Here is a 22,929-nt window from a genome sequence, read left to right as displayed (position 1 = left end):
ACCTGGTTTATATTAGTAACCATAGACTATAAATCTACGGGTAATTAGTACTACTTGGCTATGACATTACTGTCTTTACACCTATAGCCTATCAACGTCGTCATCTACAACGACCCTTAAAAGATGTCTCATCTTGAGGCGAGTTTCGCACTTATATGCTTTCAGTGCTTATCTCTTCCAAACGTAGCTACTCAGCGGTGCACCTGGCGGTACAACTGATACACCAGAGGTTTGTTCAATTCGGTCCTCTCGTACTAGAATCAAGCCCTCTCAAACATCTAACGCCCGCAATAGATAGAGACCGAACTGTCTCACGACGTTCTGAACCCAGCTCGCGTGCCACTTTAATGGGCGAACAGCCCAACCCTTGGGACCTTCTCCAGCCCCAGGATGTGACGAGCCGACATCGAGGTGCCGAACCTCCCCGTCGATGTGAGCTCTTGGGGGAGACTAGCCTGTTATCCCCGGAGTACCTTTTATCCTATGAGCGATGGCCCTTCCATACGGAACCACCGGATCACTATGTCCTGCTTTCGCACCTGATCGACTTGTAGGTCTCACAGTCAAGCACCCTTATGCCATTACACTCTACGCACGGTTACCAAGCGTGCTGAGGGTACCTTTGAAAGCCTCCGTTACTCTTTTGGAGGCGACCACCCCAGTCAAACTACCCACCACGCAATGTCCTTCTAAAAGAAGTTAGGCTCCAAGTAAGTAAAGGGTGGTATTTCAACGTCGGCTCCACAAACACTAGCGTGCCTGCTTCAAAGCCTCCCACCTATCCTACACATTACTTACTCAAAGTCAATACGAAGTTATAGTAAAGGTTCACAGGGTCTTTTCGTCCCATTGCGGGTAATCGGCATCTTCACCGATACTACAATTTCACCGAGCTCGTGGCTGAGACAGTGCCCAGATCGTTACACCATTCGTGCAGGTCGGAACTTACCCGACAAGGAATTTCGCTACCTTAGGACCGTTATAGTTACGGCCGCCGTTTACTGGGGCTTCAGTTAATGCCTTCGCTTACGCTAAGCACCTTCCTTAACCTTCCAGCACCGGGCAGGTGTCAGACCCTATACAGCATCTTTCGATTTAGCAGAGTCCTGTGTTTTTGATAAACAGTCGCCTGGGCCTCTTCACTGCGGCCAACATTGCTGTTGGCGTCTCTTCTTCCGAAGTTACGAGACTATTTTGCCTAGTTCCTTAGCCACGACTCACTCGAGCACCTTAGGATTCTCTCCTCGACCACCTGTGTCGGTTTTGGTACGGGTTGCTTCACTTCGGCTTTTCTTGGATCAGATTACACTACAGCAGCTTCGCCCGAAGGCTAGGCCTTGACTATTCCGTCAGTCTCCAGCAGCTACATCCAACCGTCCCCTTTTATTGTGAGCAAGTATGGGAATATTAACCCATTGTCCATCCACTACCCCTTTCGGGTTCGCGTTAGGTCCCGACTAACCCTCAGCTGATTAGCATGGCTGAGGAAGCCTTGGTCTTTCGGTGAGCAGGTTTCTCGCCTGCTTTATCGTTACTTATGCCTACATTTTCTTTTCTATCCGCTCCACAATACCTCACAGTACTGCTTCGGCGCAAATAGAATGCTCTCCTACCAGATATATCTAAAATATAAATCCATAGCTTCGGTAATATGTTTATGCCCGATTATTATCCATGCCGGACCGCTCGACTAGTGAGCTGTTACGCACTCTTTAAATGAATGGCTGCTTCCAAGCCAACATCCTAGCTGTCAATGCAGTCCAACCGCGTTGCTTCAACTTAACATATATTTTGGGACCTTAGCTGTTGGTCTGGGTTCTTTCCCTCTCGGACATGGACCTTAGCACCCATGCCCTCACTGCCGTAGAACATTTATTAGCATTCGGAGTTTGTCAGGAATTGGTAGGCGATGAAACCCCCGCATCCAATCAGTAGCTCTACCTCTAATAAACTTATATACGACGCTGCACCTAAATGCATTTCGGAGAGTACGAGCTATCTCCCAGTTTGATTGGCCTTTCACCCCTACCCACAGGTCATCCGAAGACTTTTCAACGTCAACCGGTTCGGTCCTCCACTCTGTGTTACCAGAGCTTCAACCTGCCCATGGGTAGATCACAAGGTTTCGCGTCTAATCCTACTAACTATGCGCCCTATTCAGACTCGCTTTCGCTCCGGCTCCGGTACTTAATACCTTAACCTCGCTAGTAAAATTAACTCGTAGGCTCATTATGCAAAAGGCACGCCGTCACAGCATTACGCTGCTCCGACCGCTTGTAGGCGTACGGTTTCAGGTTCTATTTCACCCTTCTATTCGAAGTGCTTTTCACCTTTCCTTCACAGTACTTGTTCACTATCGGTCTTTCAGGAGTATTTAGCCTTGGAGGATGGTCCCCCCATATTCAGACAGGATTTCACGTGTCCCGCCCTACTCATTTATCATCTCTATATGCCTTTCGAGTACAGGATTATCACCTTCTATGATTGTTCTTTCCAGAACATTCCTCTAAACATAAAAAGACTTTTGGGCTAATCCGCTTTCGCTCGCCACTACTTACGGAATCTCTTCGATTTCTTTTCCTCCGGGTACTTAGATGTTTCAGTTCTCCGGGTTTGCTCCTCTTGCGAGGTGACATATCTTCAATATGCCGGGTTGCCCCATTCGGATATCTGCGGATCAATTCGTGTGTGCCAATCCCCGCAGCTTTTCGCAGCTTACCACGTCCTTCGTCGCCTCTGAAAGCCTAGGCATCCGCCATACGCCCTTAACGATTTCTTTCCTATTGGTTACTCAAGCGCTTTATGCGCTCGGTTTTCTCTTTGTGATGTCTTTACCGTTAATGTCAATGATCTTAATTTCTTTCTTTCAAACTGATGAACAAATGTTGTTTTTGGCTCCATTCGTAACTTTTAAATCAGTCTTCCAAAACTGTGGAGAATAAGGGAGTCGAACCCTTGACCTCCTGCGTGCAAGGCAGGCGCTCTAGCCAGCTGAGCTAATTCCCCCTCTAGTAGACTTTAGATATCAGATTCCAGATCTCAGACCTAAATGTCTGATGTCTAATAGCTGATCTCTTCCTGTCTTTCAATTAGTAGTCTCGGGCAGGCTCGAACTGCCGACCTCTACATTATCAGTGTAGCGCTCTAACCAGCTGAGCTACGAGACTGTCTTTTAGACGTAAAAGATGATAGACTGATAGATAACAGACTAATTTCTTCGTCTTTCTCTCTCTGCTTTTATCTTCTTTGCCTCTCTCAATCCCTTTACTAATTTCTAGTGGGTTTTGTATTTTTATATATCAACCAAACAAAAAACTAAAGCTATGCTTTAAGTAAGTATTTTGTATCTTACGATACTGATTTTGTTTAACGTCCTAAGACGCTCTAAAATGAGATGTTCCAGCCGCACCTTCCGGTACGGCTACCTTGTTACGACTTAGCCCTAGTTACCTGTTTTACCCTAGGCAGCTCCTGTTACGGTCACCGACTTCAGGTACCCCAGACTTCCATGGCTTGACGGGCGGTGTGTACAAGGCCCGGGAACGTATTCACCGCGCCATGGCTGATGCGCGATTACTAGCGATTCCAGCTTCATAGAGTCGAGTTGCAGACTCCAATCCGAACTGAGACCGGCTTTCGAGATTTGCATCACTTCGCAGTGTAGCTGCCCTCTGTACCGGCCATTGTATTACGTGTGTGGCCCAAGGCGTAAGGGCCGTGATGATTTGACGTCATCCCCACCTTCCTCTCTACTTGCGTAGGCAGTCTCACTAGAGTCCCCAACTTAATGATGGCAACTAGTGACAGGGGTTGCGCTCGTTGCAGGACTTAACCTAACACCTCACGGCACGAGCTGACGACAACCATGCAGCACCTTGAAAAATGTCCGAAGAAAAGTCTATTTCTAAACCTGTCATTTCCCATTTAAGCCTTGGTAAGGTTCCTCGCGTATCATCGAATTAAACCACATAATCCACCGCTTGTGCGGGCCCCCGTCAATTCCTTTGAGTTTCAAACTTGCGTTCGTACTCCCCAGGTGGCTAACTTATCACTTTCGCTTAGTCTCTGAAACTTACATTCCAAAAACGAGTTAGCATCGTTTACGGCGTGGACTACCAGGGTATCTAATCCTGTTCGCTCCCCACGCTTTCGTCCATCAGCGTCAGTTGTTGCTTAGTAACCTGCCTTCGCAATTGGTGTTCTAAGTAATATCTATGCATTTCACCGCTACACTACTTATTCCAGCTACTTCAACAACACTCAAGACCTGCAGTATCAATGGCAGTTTCACAGTTAAGCTGTGAGATTTCACCACTGACTTACAGATCCGCCTACGGACCCTTTAAACCCAATAAATCCGGATAACGCTTGCACCCTCCGTATTACCGCGGCTGCTGGCACGGAGTTAGCCGGTGCTTATTCGTATAGTACCTTCAGCTACCCTCACGAGGGTAGGTTTATCCCTATACAAAAGAAGTTTACAACCCATAGGGCCGTCGTCCTTCACGCGGGATGGCTGGATCAGGCTCTCACCCATTGTCCAATATTCCTCACTGCTGCCTCCCGTAGGAGTCTGGTCCGTGTCTCAGTACCAGTGTGGGGGATCACCCTCTCAGGCCCCCTAAAGATCGTAGACTTGGTGAGCCGTTACCTCACCAACTATCTAATCTTGCGCGTGCCCATCTCTATCCACCGGAGTTTTCAATACCGAATGATGCCATTCAGTATATTATGGGGTATTAATCTTCCTTTCGAAAGGCTATCCCCCAGATAAAGGCAGGTTGCACACGTGTTCCGCACCCGTACGCCGCTCTCAAGATCCCGAAAGATCTCTACCGCTCGGCTTGCATGTGTTAGGCCTCCCGCTAGCGTTCATCCTGAGCCAGGATCAAACTCTCCATTGTATGTTTGTCTGACTCACTCAAAGTTTTTAACGCTTTAGTTTTTCCTTACTTGGTTGTTATATTGTATGTCAATGATCTTTATATCTTTCGCTTTTCAACGAAGCAATCTCTCTGTCAGTGTCGCTCCGTATTTGCGAGTGCAAAAGTAAAACTTTATTTTTTAATGACCAAATGTTTTTGAAGAAAATTTTAAAGTTTTTTTAAGTAACCTTAACTCTTCTCAAAACCTCAATCCCTCTACTCCTGCGCTCCCTCTAATTGGGACTGCAAAGATACAAACTCTTTTTAAACTGACAACTTTTTTTTCAAAAAGTTTTAAAGTTTTTTTCGTCCGTCTCTTTTTGGAAGTAATATCGTTTCTGCCCATCTAAAGGCGCTTCTGCGCTACTGAATGTCTTTCGTTTTTCAGTGGGGCAAAGATAGTAACTTCATACAACGCAAAACAAGTTTATTTAACATAAATTTCATATTCGGATAGGTTTTTATCCTAATCAGCTGGAAGGCAGAGAGAAAAATTTTAAACATTTGTTTGGAGGAGTGGTTGGAGAGTAAGTGGGTTGGAGGTTGGGGGGATCTGTGTGTGAAGAGGGAATGTGAGATTCGGGGTTTTGGGTGGCTATGATCAAATAAAGTATATATTATATAATAGAGAGACTAGACTAGAGAGCTGACTTTCCTCGACGAAGACTAAAGAGTATATTTATATATTATATAGAACAATAAGATTTAACTCCTGTACCCGTAATTAATTATAATGCTTCGACTCAGCTCAGCATGACATGGCTAATACTAACTGCTAAAAGACCTCAGATATTATCCTGCCAACTTACAAGCGCTCTTGTAAAGAATTTGGATTCCTGCGGAATGATACAATGGGAATAGGGATTTATACTCAATAATATGTTTACATAGAATTCTGCAATATGAAAATTCAAACCAATATTCCTTTTATATCTGGAAACCCGAACCTCGAAACTCAATAACCAGAACCTCATCATTCATCATTCACCATTCATTATTAACTTATCATTAACGACTCCTACCCTAGCCCTGATAGCAATGGTTACCCCGCAGCTTGGGTTGGAGGGTGGGTTTTAGGTGTGGAGCCCTTCGGCTTCGCTCAGGGTGACAGCGTTGGAGTGCACGGGCGCGAGGAGTAGGAATGGATAGCAGGAAATAGCTCCTGAAAAAATTGGAGAGTTGGAGGGTTTGAGGGTTGGAGAGTGAAAAGCTTAAATGTACTGGTGAAGAGAGAATAAAAAATAGATATAAAATCGTGATGATTTGAAAGGCGTGTTAAAAGAAACGCTTGATTAATAACTTATAGGTATAATATCCTAACAGACATCCGATCGTATCTGCTACGATATCCAAAGTTTCCATCGATCTTCCCAATCCCATTTCTTCCTGCAGGATTTCTGTAAGGAAAGCATAGAGAAGGATGATCTGGATAAAGTATGAGAATTTTATTTTGGGAAAAGCAGCAATGAAAGAGAAACCCAGTGCTGCGAATATGCTTACATGCAAAACCTTGTCGATACCGCTGAACATGAACCAATATTCATGGTTTTCTTCTCCCGGCTTGAGAAGCATATAAGTAAGAAATGCCCAATAAATGGGCAGTATCTTACTAAATATTTTTGAAATCTTATCCAATGATCGCTTTGTAATCATCTGCAGAAAGTAACTCTGACTGATCTGCTCCATCAGCAATTTCCAATTTGATGATCCATCCGTCTCCATAAGGATCTGTATTTAACAGTTCAGGCTGATCTTCTAATTCTGAATTAAACTCAATAACCTTTCCTGAGATAGGTAAGAACAGGTCTGAAACAGTTTTTACTGCTTCTACACTTCCGAAAACGTCTCCTCCATTAAGATCATCATCTACAGTATCTACATCAACGTAAACGATGTCTCCAAGTTCTCCCTGTGCGAAGTCTGTAATACCGATTGTAGCAACGTTACCTTCGATCTTGATCCATTCGTGATCTTTCGTGTACTTTAATTCTGATGGTGTGTTCATTTTTAAATTTTTATTTTGTACAAATGTATTCAAAAATATAGTAGCTTCAAATATTGGATATAAAAAAAGTCCTTCAAATGAAGGACTTTTATGTTTGTATTATTTTTAGAATCCACCTCCGGATTCACCGAATGTAAATGTGGCTGAAATACCTGCTCTGATCGTAGACAGCGGGAATGCTGTGGAGATCTTGTATTTTGAGGTCATCTGTTCGTAGAATACTCTCAGATTCAGATTCTCGGAAACATTGTAATCTGCGGAAAGTTTAATGTTCATGAGTCTCTGTCCTCCTGTAACCTGGGCATCATTTAACAGAATATTCATAATAGATGTTTTACTGTCTCTTAATGAAATATCTCCTCTGATGTTAAGGTCACTTCCTTTTCCTCTTGTTCCTCGACCTCTGATATTAGCTGTTCCCAATCTGAAGTTTCGTACAATATAACCAAGTCTTACTACATATTCTGTATTGGCATCTTCGGTAAGCGTCTGGTTGACTAATCCCAGTACCATCATTCTGGTTCTGTTGTACTGTATTCCGAACTGCATATTGTTTCTCATGGTAACATCTACTCCGATAAGTGGTGAGAAAGATTCTACATATCCCACCTGTGCGAATGTATATGGGTTAATTTTATCACCACCATTTTTGTCTATATTACCTGCGTTATCTACAACCTGATAGTATCCATTCGGGTTGCCATGATAATCTACATTGCTTTGAATACCTGTCGCTGTATAAGTGGCGGTATAGGCATGTAAGATATCAAACTTCGAGAACTGTCCGCTGATCATCGGGATATTCTTTAACCCGGAATAGGTAATTCTCCAGTTTGGCAATGGGAATCCTGCTTTTTTAGGATTACCCATAGGTGTCACAGATTTTCCTTCCATCGCTGCTCTAAATGCAGGGATCAATACATAAGCATTTCCAATGCTATAGTGTTGGGCAAAGCCGTTATTATCCAATACTGCTCCGGGACCTCCCAGCTGTTGAGAAAGCGCTCTTGCATTTTCTCTGATTGCCTGGTAAACGGCCTGTCCATCTTTAAATGACGTACTGAGAAGCGTTGTTGTATTGGAATACGTTGTCATTTCGCTGGCAAATGTAAAATCTGTATCAGGAACTCCACCATTGGTATAGTTGAATCCTGTATGGGAGAAGTTACTGTTAAAGGTATGCAACACATTAAGATCTACTCTTAAATCGTTCATTGGCATCAACTGTAGGTCGGCTCTCAATTCTTTGGTCGACATTCTTACATAAGGATCTGTCATGTATTTAGAATCACTAACCCATCCGTTTTCCATTACTGTTCTTCTGATGTCAGCCTGTGATCCTAAAAGGAATCCTAGAGTTGGGCCACCCAGTGTCTGTCCAGATCCATACCAGTTTGGAGCTGATATTAGTCCCGGAAGTACTGTTCCATTCGTTTCGTTATAACTTACGTTTAGCTGTTTGAAAGAAGTTAAGAAGAATGCAGCGCTTTGAAGTGGAGTAAGCTTATTCTTAAATTTATATTTCTTATATCGGTATCTGTTTTTCTCCCATTGTTTCGAATATACATTATTCAGAGAGTCCATCTCCTGTCTGCGTTTCTGAAGTTTGGCATTAATATTTTTGAAATAATTAAACTGGCCAAAGAACTTCGGAAGATCCGCAGAAGCTGTTGCCTGAATCACATTGGTATTTTGCCCAACGGATCCTAAACTTGTTGTTTTATTATCGTTGTTAGGATCAACAAATCCAGTCAATGAAGTAGATCTTGCCGCCCAGTTATAAGTAAATCCATATCCTACTTCCGCATCAATGAAATCCAGATAAGGCAAATATTGGAATGGTAGCTTATAGTTTAACTGTGCTCTGTGATTATACAATACCGGTCTTCCGGCTCTGAATACATTTCCAAAAATCGATTTGCTGTCCATTGAATTTACATCCAGATTATCATTCAACGTTCTGGTTGCAGAATTGATCTCCAGTTTCAATGATTTTGTGAAATTGAATCCTAATCCATACTGCCAACCAAAGAAAAAGTTTCTGTTTCTGATAGCATCAAAATTATTATTCATGTCTCCGTTCAGGATGGCTTCCACATTTCTGAACTCAAGCTCGTTGTAGTTTCTGTCGATTTCAGTTCTGAAAGAGATTCTTGTAGGAATAGGGTTAATATTGAATTCTTTTACCCATCTCAGATACTTTGTCGATTTCGCCGTATCACTGATCATTTTGTTGAAAGGCTTAAGTACCCACGGTTTAAAGGTGTAGTTATAATCAATATACCCTCTCAGATACTGTCTGTAATTTCTCTTGGTATAGATATCTCTGAAATAGTCATCGTTATAAACAGCAGTTACTGATACGTTTTCAATATCATAAAACTTAGGCTTTTTATTTGGATTTACTCTTTCTTTATGCATGTTAACGACTCCTATACTTCTCTGTTGAGTATAGGTTCTCGCTACTTTTTTCAACTGATCTTTATTTGGTGCCTTATTAAATTCTACATCGGTATCCAGAGGATTGTACTTTGGATCTTCAATAGTCTGCGAGTAAGAATAGTTTAAAGGAATTTTCACCCCTGTTTTTTCCGGAAGGAATTTATCTACATTGATCGCCGTATTGATGCTGAATGCGGATTGAGTAGACTGTGTTCTTTCAGCAGGTTTTGAATCGATATTTCCGAAACCAACTGAGGTATAAGAGGCATTGGCATTCACTGTTGCCAGGTCTCCCATATTGAAGTTTAAGCTGGCATTTCCTGCATATCCACCATCATTCTCAATTTCAGAAAGACGGATTTCGTTAACCCAAAGAACTCTTGTTATGGTAGAGTTTGTTCTTGGATCTGCATTTCTTACCCCAATCATAATGGTGGTAATATTTCCTAAACTTGGTCTACCTTTGATATAAATATTTTTATAAGGTTCCTGATATCCTGTGTCAACGGTTCTATTTGTAATAGCAACACCAGATTTATCTCTTCTGATCTTTGCATCTACAAAGTTCTGAACATCAAAATCAACTTCGTTCTCCATTGGCCAGATCTCCATAGGAGCTGTTGCTGTTGTAGGAGTCATTCTTAAAGATGATTCATACTCGTAATAGTTATCAGTAGCATCGCTTCCGAAACGAATAAAGAATTTGGTATTCTCATCCAATCCAATCACTCTGTTCAATGGATCGTGAGCATGTACAAACAGCTTCAGCTTTTTGTATCTTCGCATATCCAATGTTGTATTTTTGAATACTCCTCTTGCCTCAGTTTTAAGGTCTTTCACTTTCATGTAAAGTGATGCTTCATTCTGTCTCTGAGCTCCTGCATTTCCACTCAATACCTGTCTGTCAATTCCCGGAGGCAATACATATGGAGGTTGGTTCAATGCATTTTCTTCAATATTTACACTTCCTATTTCAAAGTTTGGATCTGTCACAGTTCCGGTTCCTTCGTCGGAATTAGGAACATTTACACTGGCAATTTTACTGGTATATTTTCTCCAGTCTGATCTTACAAGATCCATTGTCCCGAATCTCAAAGTAGAGGTCTGATCAAATCCAGCAAGCATTAATCTTGCAAATCTTACATTATTTAGTACTGCATCTTCGTGTGTTCCTTCTGCCGGATCATAATTCGCTACAGGAATTCTGAACAGGTACCATTTAACATCTGAACTCTGTCCATTCTGGAATGTTGCTTTTACTGTTTTTACATCTACAATATTATTCGTTCCAAGTGACAAACTTGGCTGGTCAAGCTTTATAACATATTGGTTATAATTTTCAGTCTGATCCAGGTTGTAATCTTTGTTGATATCTTCAGCATCCGGAGTTTGCGAAGCTACATTCAGAGAGTTTGCTTCTGAGTTTCCTTCAGGGTTTCTGAAATATTTATATCGTTCCACTACTGAAGCTGCCTGACTTCCTGTAAATTTATCAGAAAGATAGAATACGAAGTCATCCACTGCAGGGTCAGCAATATTGGTTACGGGGTTTACAAAAGTATTTCCGAATCTCATCGCTTCCTGATCAGAAGTAAGACCATCATATCCGGCATCCTGTGTTTTTCTTTCATCTCCTTCTGTAGAGAATGCATATAAAATTGGTGGCTGTTTTGGTTGTGTTCCCCAGTTTGAATTCGTTGTAGAAGAAGGATTACCTGGAGTTGGAAGTCCGTTTTCATACTGCATTTTTCCATCTTTCAATACATCTTCTGAAACGTTTCCTAAGTGAAGTAAAAGTTTTGGATCAGTACCCAGCGTTTTACCATCTGCATAAGGATCCATCATCCAGAATTCAACATATTCAATGTTTGAAGTAACAAAGTTGGGAACACTGATCGATCTCATGATCCCCGCCCATCTGCTTTGTGGCTGTTCTGTTAACGGGTTTACGTTGTATGGTCCTTTTTCTTTAGGAAAATATGAAATATCGAAAGTATTCGTGAAGGTTTGTTCTCCTGCTACGAAATCTCTGTTATTATAAATCTCCGAATATTGTACTCTTCTGGAAGCGTGATTGGATACAGACTGTGGTGTAATTCCTGCCGGAGCTTTTCCTCCCACTCCCCAGAATCTAGGGTCAATATTATACCATGTTAATAATCCTCTTCCATATCCGCTTGTTAGATCATCATTGGCCGGTACAGTGTTAAATGGCGGCAATGTATTTTTTTCCGGTTTTGAAGCAAGGCTCCATGCTGCCGGCTCTTTTAATGATATTTTAGAAGTTGTTTGTTCAAAATCATCAATGTAAGATTGATTATTTGTTCCTTTATTCAAGCCAGGTAACAAGTAGGCCGCTTCCATCTTGAAGTTTAAGTTGGATGGAGCTTCGGTTTTCACCATCGGAAGTTTGTTGGTAAGTCTTGTAAGATAAGGAGCCTGATTGTTATACATCAGGTTGATCCCTGCCATGGTATTGTTTACCGCTTCCTGGCCAAAGTTCACTTTCTGAGTCAATGGAGATTCAGAGTAATTGATTACTGTTCCTCCCAAGATAAAGTTTTCACTGAATCTTCTTTCTAAGTTTAATCCTAAGAATCTTTTCCTTTGGGTATTAAATGTCAACTGGTTTTCCAGTGAAATATTGATCGCCTGTCCGGACTGTTTTACATTTTCATTGATGATGGTAACCGTACCAAGCATATAATCTACGGTATAATCAACTCCTTCTGTAAGCTGTACCCCATTTGCGGCCACTTTTACTGATCCCTGAGGAACGTTTACAGCACCCAGAGAAATACCTTGTCCCTGAACACCTTTGTAGCGTCCTTCCATGGTATACCTCTGCGCAAGGTTACTGGAAATCGCCTGTTGTTTTTGTTTGGTATAAAGATCCTGAAAAACATATTGAGGATCACTTGTACCTAATTTTGATTCCAGATATTTACCGAAAGGCTGCACTTTGGTAAAGATGACTCTTCCTGTTTCCGGTCTGATGGTAATTCCATTCACAAAGTCGAAAATACCATCTCCCTTACTTCCGTCTTTATTGTTTTGAATATCGCCGTTCATATTGAGACGGTCCCAATTAAATAACTTCAATAGGTTCTGATCTTTTACAGGAGTGTCCGGAAGATAATTTACCTTACCTCCAGTTTTTGGATCTCGGTAATAGACGTTAAGGATAAATCCATCCGGAGATACCTGTCCTGCATCTATAGAATAGATATTCTTCATCATCAGATCCCACATCGGAGACTGCGTATTCACCTTATTGTTTACTCTCAATACTTTGGTAATCAACACCGGGCTTTCTTCAGAAAATTCCCCTACTTTGTATACTTTATTGCTTCCATTAACGGTGTATGAGTAAGAAACGGCTAAAAGCTGCTGGTCATTAAGCTTCTGATTTAATGAAATATATCCCAACTGTGGCTGGAAAGTAAATTCATTACTGTTCAGCTTTCTGGCTTTTGTATTGTAAATGAATTGTTCTCCGTTATCGTAAGGAGCGGGATCTCCAGGAAGCACCTGCCCCTGGAAAATAGTTCCATAGTTCTTACCTGCTTCTCTGGTTCCTGCTACCGATGAAACAGCATCATAAAGACCGTTCAGCGAGTTATCCGGCAGCGTAACTCCTCCGGGTCCTTCTCCAAGGTCTCTGATCCCGATAATACTTTTCTGATATGCCAGATTACTGTTCCCCTGATCCAATACCCAGACTTCCATTCTGGTAATGTTGATGGTTGAGTTGATCTGCGGATAATTAAGTAAGGCATCATCATACTTATTCAGGAAATAATGTCCTATAAAGAAGTGTTGGTTTTCTTCGTAGTCAATGGCGTTGACTTTAAAATTGTTCATCACACCACCTCCCTGTACTACAATATTACGGGCTTCACCCTGCTGCTGGGAAAGAACTACGGTTCCAAATGTTTTTCCTAACTGGAATTCTGTTTTCACCCCGAACAGTGATTGTGAACCACGGATAAGGCTGGTTGAAAGCGGCATGTTTACATTACCAAATTCAACTCTTTTGATGATTTTATCTTCTCCTCCTTCATTCGGTTTATCTACATTTCCAAGACCTTTGCTCTGAAGATCTTTCCAGCTTCCTTTTGCCTGCCATACAAGATTCATTCTGTTTTCAAAAGCAAAACCACTCTGGGTATCATAATTGGCCTTTAACTGAAGGTTTTCCCCTACTTTTCCCAATAATCCCAACTGAATTCTCTGATCAATATCAAAGGTAAAACTGGTCCTGTTCTGAGGCAGGATCATTGGGTTATCTATTTTCTGGTAAAGTCCTGCAAAATCCAGGGATGCATACCCTGAAGGGATGATTTCAATTTTATTACCTCCGAAAATGGTTTCGAAAAGCTTGTTATTGATCATTACAGAAGGAATAAGTCCTTTTCTCCTTGCATCTGATTTATCTTTTCTGAAAAGAAGATTGTACTTATCTGATTTCTCCTTATAGTAAGCTCTGGTCTGACTGGCAAGCATATATTCTTTATATTCTTCCGGAGACATGGCTGTAGGAGGACCTGTAATGGTATTTCCGATTTTTGGATATACATAGTACATCCCTGTTTTTATGTCGTAATAGGCTTCATACCTCGTAGGGTCGGCCACTTCATATTGTTTTCTTATGATCGCTGTATCTTTCTGTGCCTGCCCAAAAGCACTCACAGACATACACAGGAACGACAGGAACAAAAATATGTTAAGATACTTAATATTCGCCACCAAATGTTAAATGTTTTTTAAGATTTGTTTAACCAATTCTTCTACCGAGATGGTTGGATTTTGTTTGATAATTTTATCCGCAATCTTCTCGCTTGTTCGTTTAGGAATGCCTAAAACTTCTAATGCAGATAACGATTCTTCCTTAATTTTATTATCCACCATCACAGAAATATTCGCGTTTGGATCGCTGTATTTCTGTACTTTATCTTTAAGATCCACAATAATTCTTTCGGCAGTTTTTGCACCAATTCCTTTTGCTTTTTGGATCAATGCACTGTTTCCGGAAAGTATAGCAGAAGCAATCTCATCAAGACTCAATGTTGACAACAGAATAAGGGCTGAAACAGCTCCTACTCCATTAACGCTTATTAACAGATTGAACATTTCTTTTTCTGAACGTGTGTTAAATCCAAAGAGAAGATGAGCATCTTCACGAATGATCTGCTGAATAAATAAAAAGGTCTGCTGATTCAAAACCAGCGTCTGTGAGGTCATCAAACTGATTCCCACATAGTAACCAACTCCCTGAACATTGATGACAGCGTAGGTAGGCGTAAGTTCTTGAACAGTGCCTTGTAAAGAAAATATCATTATTAATTTTTAAAACTCCCAAATATAGCAATTTAAACTAATTAATGTTTTCATTTGATGTACGAATGATTTTTAACTTAAATTTCAAATAAGAATTCAAGGAATTAACAGAAAAACAAAAGACTCCAAAATATGGAGTCTTTTTACTATCTGAACACGGTTTACAGTGTCATTTTTTAAATAATAGAGATGGATTACTGTTTCCAGTTATACCGCTCATTCTATATTACGATTTCTTTTCTCTCCTTTGAGCATCAAGAACAGCAATGGTAGCAAGGTTTACGATCTCATCAACGCTCGAACGCATCTGAAGTACGTGTACCGGCTGCTTTAATCCCATTAAGATAGGTCCGATAACCTGTGCTACTTTCATTCCTCTCAGGATTTTGTAAGAAAGGTTTGCACTTTCCAGATTCGGGAAGATGAATGTGTTGGCAGGAGTAGTTCCTAATTTTGAGAATGGATAATCGCTCAAGTGATCTGCATTCATTGCAAAGTCTGGCTGAATTTCACCATCCACAACCATTTTCGGATATTTTTCATGAAGGATTCCTACTGCTTTCGCTACTTTCTTGGAAGTTTCAGAAATCGCAGCAAAGTTTTCAAATCCAAGCATTGCAATTCTTGGTTCAATGGCAAAAGATTTTACTGTAAATTCTGCCATTTTAGCAATATTCACAAGATCTTCTGCTGTAGGGTTTTGATTGATAGAAGTATCTGCGAAGAAAATAGGTTTCTTTTCAGACAGGATCATCATCATTGCCGCTACTTTATCTACTCCTTTATCTTTTTCAATAACTTCTAAAACAGGACGTAAAACGGAAGTATAGTTTTTAGAGAATCCTACAATAAGTCCATCCGTATCACCATGCTTCAGCATCAAAGGCCCGAAATAGTCTCTCTGGCGTACATATCTTTTCGCTTTGTACTCGTTCATTCCTTTTCTCTGACGAAGTTTCCAAAGGGTTTCTCTGTATTTTTTTCTGTTTTCTTTCTGATCGTCATCACTTGGATCAATGATAGGAACATCCAGAGTAATTCCGTAACGCTCCATTTGCTCCTTGATGTATTTTTTATCTCCTAAAAGGCTTGGGTAAGCAATTCCTTCTTCATAAAGAATCTGAGCCGCTTTCAAAACATTGTATTCTTCTGCATTTCCAAGGGTGATTCTTTTCGGATTGGATTTCGCACGGCTCTGCATCATTCTTACCAATCTTTCATCTCTACCCATTCTGTCTAAAAGCTGGTGCTCGTATTCATCAAAATCCGTAATGGTTTTTCTGGCAACACCACTTTCAATAGCTGCTTTTGCCACAGCACTTGATACTTTTGTGATCAGTCTGTTATCAAATGGTTTCGGAATGAAATATTCTCTTCCAAACTGAAGATTCTGAACATTGTATGCTAAAATTACAGCTTCCGGCACCGGTTCTTTGGCAAGATCAGCAATAGCGTGTACAGCAGCCAGTTTCATGGCTTCATTAATTCCTGTAGCCTGTACATCCAATGCTCCACGGAAGATATAAGGGAATCCCAATACGTTGTTTACCTGGTTAGGATAATCACTTCTTCCCGTTGCCATGATCACATCTTTACGGGTTTCCAGTGCAAGGTCATAAGCAATTTCCGGATCCGGGTTGGCAAGAGCAAATACAATAGGATTTTCATTCATGCTCTGCAACATCTCAGGAGTCATTACGTTTCCTTTTGACAATCCAACAAAAACATCAGATCCTTTTACAGCATCTTCTAATGTTTCGATATCTGTCTGAGCGATGAAATCCAGTTTTTCAGGAGTAAGGTTTTCTCTTTTATGATTGATTACTCCTTTACTGTCACACATCAGGACGTTTTCTTTTTTCAATCCTAATGAAATATAAAGTTTGGTACATGCAATAGCTGCAGCTCCAGCTCCATTCACCACCATTTTTACTTTATCAATATCTTTATTGGCAATCTGCAGAGAGTTGATCAATGCAGCCGCCGAGATAATGGCTGTTCCATGCTGGTCATCGTGCATCAAAGGAATATTCAATTCCTCTTTCAGTCTTTGTTCTATATAAAAAGCTTCAGGTGCCTTAATATCTTCAAGATTGATACCTCCAAAAGTAGGAGCAATCCCTTTTACAATTTCAATAAATTTATCCGGATCTTTCTCATCGATCTCAATATCAAAAACGTTGATATCTGCAAAGATCTTGAATAAAAGCCCTTTCCCTTCCATTACCGGTTTTGAAGCCTCAGCACCGATGTCTCCCAGTCCAAGTACGGCAGTACCGTTAGAAATTACTGCTACCAGGTTCCCTTTTCCTGTATAATCATATACAGTTTCCGGCTTATCATGAATTTCCATACAAGGAACTGCTACTCCCGGAGAGTAAGCCAATGACAAATCTCTTTGAGAAGAGTGTGGCTTTGACGGGATCACTTCAATTTTTCCTTTGGGTTCTGCTTTATGATAATCTAGCGCTGCCTGGCTAAAGTTCTTTTCGTCACGATTGTTGTTACTTGACATAAAATTTTGTTTTTTGTTAAAGTATATATTTAATGTGGTAATCTACTAAGCTTTCAATTGGTTTCTGCACAACATGTCCCACATTTAAATTAAGTTCTGTAGCTACAGAACGTAATGTATTTTCATAATAATAAGCGATGGAACCGATAAAATTGATCTCGGCATCATGCGCTTCCTCATAAGGAAGAACCTGATATTCGAAGAAACTTTTCATTTCCTCAAAAACCATGTCTTTGAAATAAGGATGATCTTTTCTTTCGATTACAAATTTGGTAAAATTCGCCAGATAGGCGTTTGGCCTCGGAGTATGATACATATTTTTCAATGCATCTTCCACGGTAAGCTGATAATCTGCTTCAAATTCTTTATGAAGATCTGCAGGCAGTTTTTTCATAAAATATCTGCGCACCAATTGCTTTCCGATAGCACTTCCACTTCCTTCATCCCCAATCAGGAATCCTAGTGAAGGCAGTTCTATCTTTACATTTTCACCGTCAAAAAAACAGGAATTTGATCCTGTGCCAAGAATGCACACAATAGCAGGTTTCCCACTGTATGCCGCATAGGCTGCAGCCATCAGGTCTTCCTTCACAATAATCTCTGCTTTTCCAAAAACCTTTTTCAGCTCTTCCTCTATGGTCTCGCAGTTTTTCTTCACACCGCATCCGGAACCATAAAAAAAGACTTTGGTAATTGAATTTTTAACCGATATCAGATTGCTATTCTTCTGTATTTCAGGAGCGATAAGTTCTCTGTTGATAAAATTCGGATTGAAACCGATTGTTTCTGTTTTCAGAAAAACTTTCTTAAAGTCATCAAGTATTACCCAATCCGATTTAGTAGAACCACTATCTACAATAGCAACCATATTTTAGATTTTAATTTAAGGGTGCTAAATTATGAATTTATCTTCAATTAGCGTTTAAAAACAACCTGGAAGCTGTCTAAAATCATTAATGCTTGATTTGTGTTTTTTTTTCGTTGAATTGTATAAGCCAATCTTCTATTTCATCTTCCAGATAGGAAGTCTGTAATACCATTGCATTGATAAAATCATCAGGTACCGGTTCTCCGCTGGAGTTTTCAAGATTCCACAATTCGTCTGACATATTTTCATATTCTGAATACACTCTTTTGAAGCGGGAATTTTCTTTCTCAAGAGCCTCAATATTTTTCTGTTGAAGCTGGAATTTTCTGTATTTGTTTTGACGTTTCATACAAATATTATTAAAAAATGGGTCATAAAATGTTTGGAGTATATACGCTTAACCGCGCACTACAAGATAGAAAAAACCATCAACACAAGGAGTTGAAAATGAATTTATTATCAGGTCTTAATTACATCATTCTGAATATTAAAATTAGAAATAATTTTTATTAAAAAAAATATTTTAACAACTTTTTTCAGTGTTTAACATATAGTTATAAATTTGCATATTCATATTGTAAAGCCATGGGATTATTGAGATTTCAAAACCATTAGTATCAGAGGGAATTCGCTGAGGTGTTTATCTGCTGAGATATAAACCCGCCCGGTATGCTATCCAATATGTACAAACATTTTTAGTTTTATAATCATTAAATGAAAGAAATACTCTTACGCCAGAAACAGGTTTTGTTCTTCATCATTGCAGGAGGACTGAGTGCCATTGTAGAAATAGGAAGCTTTAAGATTTTCAGCACCTATCTTCCGCACTTCTTTGTAAAAGAAACCAACTTTTATGGGGTACATTATCCTTTAAGTAACATTTTTTCCACAAGCTGCGGTATTATTACCAATTACTTTCTGAGCATCTGGTTTGTATTTGAAAGAGGAAAACATTCAAAGAGAAAAGAGTTTGCTTATTTTATGGTGGTCTCCTTTTTTTCAACATTACTCAGCTTAGGCTTTTTCCAAATATTCTATAGTTTCATATTTAAAGATAATATCAATTTATTTTTTTATACCTTGAGCCCGGAAATGATCAGCAAAATTGCAGCAATATTGCTGGTTTCTATTCTGAATTATTCGATAAAGAAGAAAGTAATTTTTAACGGTTAAGCTGTGACAAAAATTTTAAATTATCTCTGGAGATTCTGGTTGCTTCTGTTGGCATTTTTTCTGACAGTCAGCATTGGAATCCCCGTTTACATTTTATCCTTTAATAAAAAGCATTATAAATACGGTTATAAACTTGTCAGACTCTGGTGTTTTGGCATGTTTTACGGAATGGGCTTCAGGTATGATTTAATTAAACTTTCAGAACAGAAAAAAGACAAGAATATACCTTACGTCTTTATCTCCAATCATACGTCCATTATGGATATTATGCTTGTATGCATTCTCTTCCCTGATCATCCAATTTGCTTTGTAGGAAAAAAAGAACTGGTAAAAATTCCGATTTTCGGAACCATATATAAAAGGATATGTGTAATGGTAGACAGAGCCAGTGCAAAAAGTCGTGCAGATGTATACCGCAGGTGTGCTGAGAAAATGGAAGAAGGCAACAGTATCGCGATTTTTCCTGAAGGCGGTGTGCCAGATGATACTTCGATTATCCTTGATGATTTTAAGGACGGTGCATTTATGCTGTCTTCAAAACATCATTCTCCTATAGCTGTTTATACCTTTGTGGGACTCAAGGAAATGTTCCCTTTTGAAAACTCAAAAGGCTTTCCCGGAAGAGTAAAGGTATATTTTAATGGAATCATTGAGCCTACAGATTCGCCAAAAGACTTAAAGGCAGAGGCTTATGAGAAAATAAAAAAAACCTTAATCAGGTATTCCGTTGAAAGGAAATAGTTATATTTGTTTGTGAAATCTATAATAAATATGTCAAATTATTCTAAACAAACCAATTGGGCCCAATTCATTCCGTTGGTTACTGTATTCTTCTTTTGGGGATTTGTAGCAGCCAGTAATGATATTCTGATCCCTGTTTTCCAAAAAGCCTTCAATCTATCCCAAACTGAAAGTATGCTTGTACAGATATGCTTTTATGTAGCGTATACTGTAGGTTCTTTAATTTATATGCTTGTATCAAAGAGCCTTAAACAGGATTTGATCAATAAAATCGGATATAAGAATGGTCTTATTGTGGGGCTTCTGATTTCCGCATTGGGAACCTTATTGTTCTACCCGGCTGCCAATATGCATTCTTTCCCTTTAATGATCTCAGGGTTATTTATTGTAGGTTTAGGATTCTCTCTTCAGCAGATTGTTGCTAATCCGCTTGCTATTGAAGTAGGTCCTACGGAAACGGGATCTCAGAGGCTAACAATGGCAGGAGGGATTAATAACTTAGGAACTACTATTGGACCTCTTATCGTTGCATTTGCTATTTTTGGTTCTGCAAGCGCAGCCAATACTGAAGCGAGTATAGAAAGTGTAAAAACACCTTATCTGATATTAGGAGCAGCTTTTGCTCTGGTAGCTTTAATGCTTAAATTCTCTTCCCTTCCTGCAGTAACTCCAACAAACACTGAGGACACCGATGATACAACTCCGGGAGAACATAGAAAGTCAGCATTCCAGTATCCTCAGCTGGTGATGGGAATGATCGCTATTTTTGTCTATGTAGGCGTAGAAGTTTCCACAGCCAGTAACCTTCCGGCGTATATGGAAAAAAGCTTGGGATTTGAAACGAAAGAGGTAGCCCCTTACATCTCTTTATACTGGGCATCATTAATGATTGGCCGTTGGACAGGTGCTGTAGAAGCATTTGACGTCAATGCTGGATTCAAAAAGATCTTAAGATTCTTAGCTCCTTATCTTGCATTCGGTGTATTTTTATTGGTAAACGCTATTGCCGATCATGATCTTTCTCCGTTCTATGTATATGGGTTTATCATTATCGCAATGATTATCTGTGATATTTTAAGCAAAGGAAACCCGGCAAGAATGCTTCTGATCTTCTCTCTGGCAGGGATCACAGCTCTACTTATAGGGATGTTCACTACAGGAATGGTATCTGTATATGCATTTACCAGTGTAGGTCTTTTCTGCTCTACTTTATGGCCTTGTATTTTCGCATTGGCTATCAACGGACTTGGAAAGCATACCAATCAGGGTTCAGGATACCTTATTATGATGATTATGGGTGGAGGTATTGTAAGCTTTATACAGGGTTATATTGCAGATATTACCAATATTCATTTCAGTTATATCGTAGGGGTGATTTGTTTTGCTTATCTTGCATTCTATGCGATCCGTGTAAGTGGGATTCTGAAAGCCCAGGGCATTGATCTTGATAAAATATCCAAAGGCAGTGGTCATTAATATAATAACAAATATATATAAGAAAAAGAGATTTTGGGCAGGTGTATTACTTGCCCAATTTCTTTTGTTTTATGGATTCTCAAAATCCAAAGTGATGATTTCTTTTTTTGAAAGTTTTTTTGAACTTCAGAAAGAGTTTCATCAGATGCTGTTCAGCTGGGTTCCGTTTTCTGTTGGAGATTTGATTTATATTCTATTGGGAATATTTCTTTTATACTATTTGATTACTTCATTCAGTAAACAGCGAAGAAATGATTCACTGATAAGGATTCTTATTTGTATAAATGTTTTTTATTTTATTTATCAAATCTTCTGGGGAATGCTGTATTTCCAGACTCCAATTATTAAAAAACTTTCCAGTCAGGAGGAGCCCAATATGAATAAGGCAAAAAAATTAGCCCTTATCTATCTTGAAAAATGTAAGCAAACCAGACAGTATGTTCATGAGGATAAAAATGGTGTTTTTATCATCACCGACCTTACGGATATACAAAAGGAAATCCTGTACCAACAGACCAAACTGCCTTCTTATATTTCAGATAAAAAAGCTCCTCAAATTCTGGATATCAAGCCCAGTTTATTCAAAAAAGTAATGAACTTTACAGGAATTCTGGGATACTATAATCCTTTTACTGCTGAAGCTCAGTTTAACAGTGAATTACCTCATACATTCATTCCCTTTACAACAGCTCACGAAAGTTCGCATCAACTGGGTTTTGCCAGAGAGCAGGAAGCTAATTTCGTAGGGTATTTAATAGGCATTCATTCCGATAATCAGGAGTTGAGATACAGTACTGAATTTTTCACTTTAAAAAGTCTTTTAAGGTTCATTGTGGAGGAAGACCCACACTTTGTAAAGAATATTCTTCATCAGTACTCTCCAGCTATGAAAAGAGACCGTGCTTATGAAAAAAGTTTTGTTTTTCAGCATCAGGGATGGTTGGATGACTTCTTTGGATTTACCAATAACCTGTTTCTGAAAAGTAATCAACAAGAAGGCTCAGTTACCTATTCTTACTTTATTGATCTGCTCTTAAATTATGAATCATAAATAAAAAAAGAATCGTATCAGGCGATACGATTCTAAAAACACAAATGATGAAAAAAAATTTATTACCTTGACTTGTTCCCTCATTCAAGGCGATGTAAAAGTACGACATATTTTATAAATACAAAAACATTTCCCTCCTTTTTTAAAACTTTATGAAAACTTTATGATTTTTTAAGTTTTTTTGAGTTCATTTCTGTTTGTTACAAATTACATAGAATAGAGAAATTTAATAAACAAAACAAGGGCAAAACCCACTACAAGCTATAAAATAATAACAAAATAAAACATTTGTTTAAATAAAAAATATTATTTCTCAGCTTTATTTTCTATGCTTTAAAGTTGGAGTTATCCTCAGTATTTTATATGATATTTCTAAAAATCTGAACTTCAAAA

Annotated in this window: 11 protein-coding genes, 2 tRNA genes and 2 rRNA genes; 4 read left to right on the top strand and 11 right to left on the bottom strand. The window is 39.4% G+C overall.

From position 1 onward, the window contains the following. Window positions 1-24 precede the first annotated feature (24 nt). The 11 genes from PZ898_RS18825 to PZ898_RS18775 all read right to left on the bottom strand — a co-directional run bounded on the left by PZ898_RS18825 (window position 25) and on the right by PZ898_RS18775 (window position 18,444). Window positions 25-2,779, bottom strand: a 23S ribosomal RNA gene (locus PZ898_RS18825). 153 nt (window positions 2,780-2,932) lie between these two features. After that, a tRNA-Ala gene (locus PZ898_RS18820) sits at window positions 2,933-3,006 on the bottom strand. A gap of 87 nt (window positions 3,007-3,093) precedes the next feature. Beyond that, window positions 3,094-3,167 (bottom strand) — tRNA-Ile (locus PZ898_RS18815). A 220-nt stretch (window positions 3,168-3,387) separates the two neighbouring features. Then, window positions 3,388-4,904 (bottom strand): 16S ribosomal RNA (locus PZ898_RS18810). The 16S and 23S rRNA genes sit together here with 2 tRNA genes alongside, the layout of an rRNA operon. Before the next feature lie 1,296 nt (window positions 4,905-6,200). Further along, on the bottom strand, window positions 6,201-6,578 hold the full coding sequence (locus PZ898_RS18805; RefSeq protein WP_123279544.1) for a VanZ family protein: 378 nt from the start codon (window positions 6,576-6,578) through the stop codon (window positions 6,201-6,203). Beyond that, entirely contained in the window at window positions 6,553-6,930 is a 378-nt protein-coding gene (gcvH, locus tag PZ898_RS18800; RefSeq protein WP_047098621.1) for a glycine cleavage system protein GcvH, read from the bottom strand. The genes PZ898_RS18805 and gcvH overlap by 26 nt, the downstream gene beginning before the upstream one ends. A gap of 105 nt (window positions 6,931-7,035) precedes the next feature. Beyond that, entirely contained in the window at window positions 7,036-14,070 is a 7,035-nt protein-coding gene (gene sprA, locus PZ898_RS18795; RefSeq protein ID WP_277695611.1) for a cell surface protein SprA, read from the bottom strand. 57 nt (window positions 14,071-14,127) lie between these two features. After that, on the bottom strand, window positions 14,128-14,712 hold the full coding sequence (gene ruvA, locus PZ898_RS18790; protein WP_120233586.1) for a Holliday junction branch migration protein RuvA: 585 nt from the start codon (window positions 14,710-14,712) through the stop codon (window positions 14,128-14,130). A gap of 226 nt (window positions 14,713-14,938) precedes the next feature. Continuing rightward, entirely contained in the window at window positions 14,939-17,227 is a 2,289-nt protein-coding gene (locus PZ898_RS18785) for an NADP-dependent malic enzyme (RefSeq protein WP_062672487.1), read from the bottom strand. Between the two features lie 16 nt (window positions 17,228-17,243). Further along, a complete protein-coding gene (locus PZ898_RS18780) occupies window positions 17,244-18,095 on the bottom strand; it encodes an ATPase (protein ID WP_062672485.1) in 852 nt (283 codons plus the stop codon). Between the two features lie 85 nt (window positions 18,096-18,180). Further along, window positions 18,181-18,444 carry a hypothetical protein gene (locus PZ898_RS18775; protein ID WP_062672483.1) on the bottom strand — a complete coding sequence of 88 codons (264 nt, stop codon included), beginning with the start codon at window positions 18,442-18,444 and terminating at the stop codon, window positions 18,181-18,183. Between the two features lie 365 nt (window positions 18,445-18,809). Here PZ898_RS18775 and PZ898_RS18770 point away from each other — a divergent pair, with 365 nt between their 5' ends. The 4 genes from PZ898_RS18770 (at window position 18,810) to PZ898_RS18755 (ending at window position 22,536) form a co-directional block, all read left to right on the top strand. Beyond that, window positions 18,810-19,268: a GtrA family protein gene (locus tag PZ898_RS18770; RefSeq protein WP_062672481.1), complete on the top strand. Its 459-nt coding sequence runs from the start codon at window positions 18,810-18,812 to the stop codon at window positions 19,266-19,268. 3 nt (window positions 19,269-19,271) lie between these two features. Continuing rightward, the gene (locus tag PZ898_RS18765; protein ID WP_082798740.1) at window positions 19,272-20,009 is read left to right on the top strand and encodes a lysophospholipid acyltransferase family protein; all 738 of its coding nucleotides are present in this window, start codon (window positions 19,272-19,274) and stop codon (window positions 20,007-20,009) included. A 30-nt stretch (window positions 20,010-20,039) separates the two neighbouring features. Further along, the gene (locus tag PZ898_RS18760; protein WP_062672479.1) at window positions 20,040-21,485 is read left to right on the top strand and encodes an MFS transporter; all 1,446 of its coding nucleotides are present in this window, start codon (window positions 20,040-20,042) and stop codon (window positions 21,483-21,485) included. 91 nt (window positions 21,486-21,576) lie between these two features. Then, window positions 21,577-22,536: a DUF3810 domain-containing protein gene (locus PZ898_RS18755; protein WP_277693951.1), complete on the top strand. Its 960-nt coding sequence runs from the start codon at window positions 21,577-21,579 to the stop codon at window positions 22,534-22,536. Window positions 22,537-22,929 lie beyond the last annotated feature (393 nt).

It is taken from the genome of Chryseobacterium sp. WX, from assembly GCF_029542485.1.
Classification (GTDB): Bacteria; Bacteroidota; Bacteroidia; order Flavobacteriales; family Weeksellaceae; genus Chryseobacterium; species Chryseobacterium cucumeris.
Note: the sequence above shows the minus strand (reverse complement) of the source record. Positions and strands in the feature narration are given on the sequence as shown.

Bases quoted from the DNA above. Each gene is read 5' to 3' on its own strand.
- PZ898_RS18775 (WP_062672483.1), bottom strand. From the start codon at position 18,444: ATGAAACGTCAAAACAAATACAGAAAATTCCAGCTTCAACAGAAAAAT.
- sprA (WP_277695611.1), bottom strand. From the start codon at position 14,070: ATGTCTGTGAGTGCTTTTGGGCAGGCACAGAAAGATACAGCGATCATA.
- PZ898_RS18785 (WP_062672487.1), bottom strand. From the start codon at position 17,227: ATGTCAAGTAACAACAATCGTGACGAAAAGAACTTTAGCCAGGCAGCG.
- PZ898_RS18760 (WP_062672479.1), top strand. From the start codon at position 20,040: ATGTCAAATTATTCTAAACAAACCAATTGGGCCCAATTCATTCCGTTG.
- PZ898_RS18805 (WP_123279544.1), bottom strand. From the start codon at position 6,578: ATGATTACAAAGCGATCATTGGATAAGATTTCAAAAATATTTAGTAAG.
- ruvA (WP_120233586.1), bottom strand. From the start codon at position 14,712: ATGATATTTTCTTTACAAGGCACTGTTCAAGAACTTACGCCTACCTAC.
- PZ898_RS18780 (WP_062672485.1), bottom strand. From the start codon at position 18,095: ATGGTTGCTATTGTAGATAGTGGTTCTACTAAATCGGATTGGGTAATA.
- PZ898_RS18770 (WP_062672481.1), top strand. From the start codon at position 18,810: ATGAAAGAAATACTCTTACGCCAGAAACAGGTTTTGTTCTTCATCATT.
- gcvH (WP_047098621.1), bottom strand. From the start codon at position 6,930: ATGAACACACCATCAGAATTAAAGTACACGAAAGATCACGAATGGATC.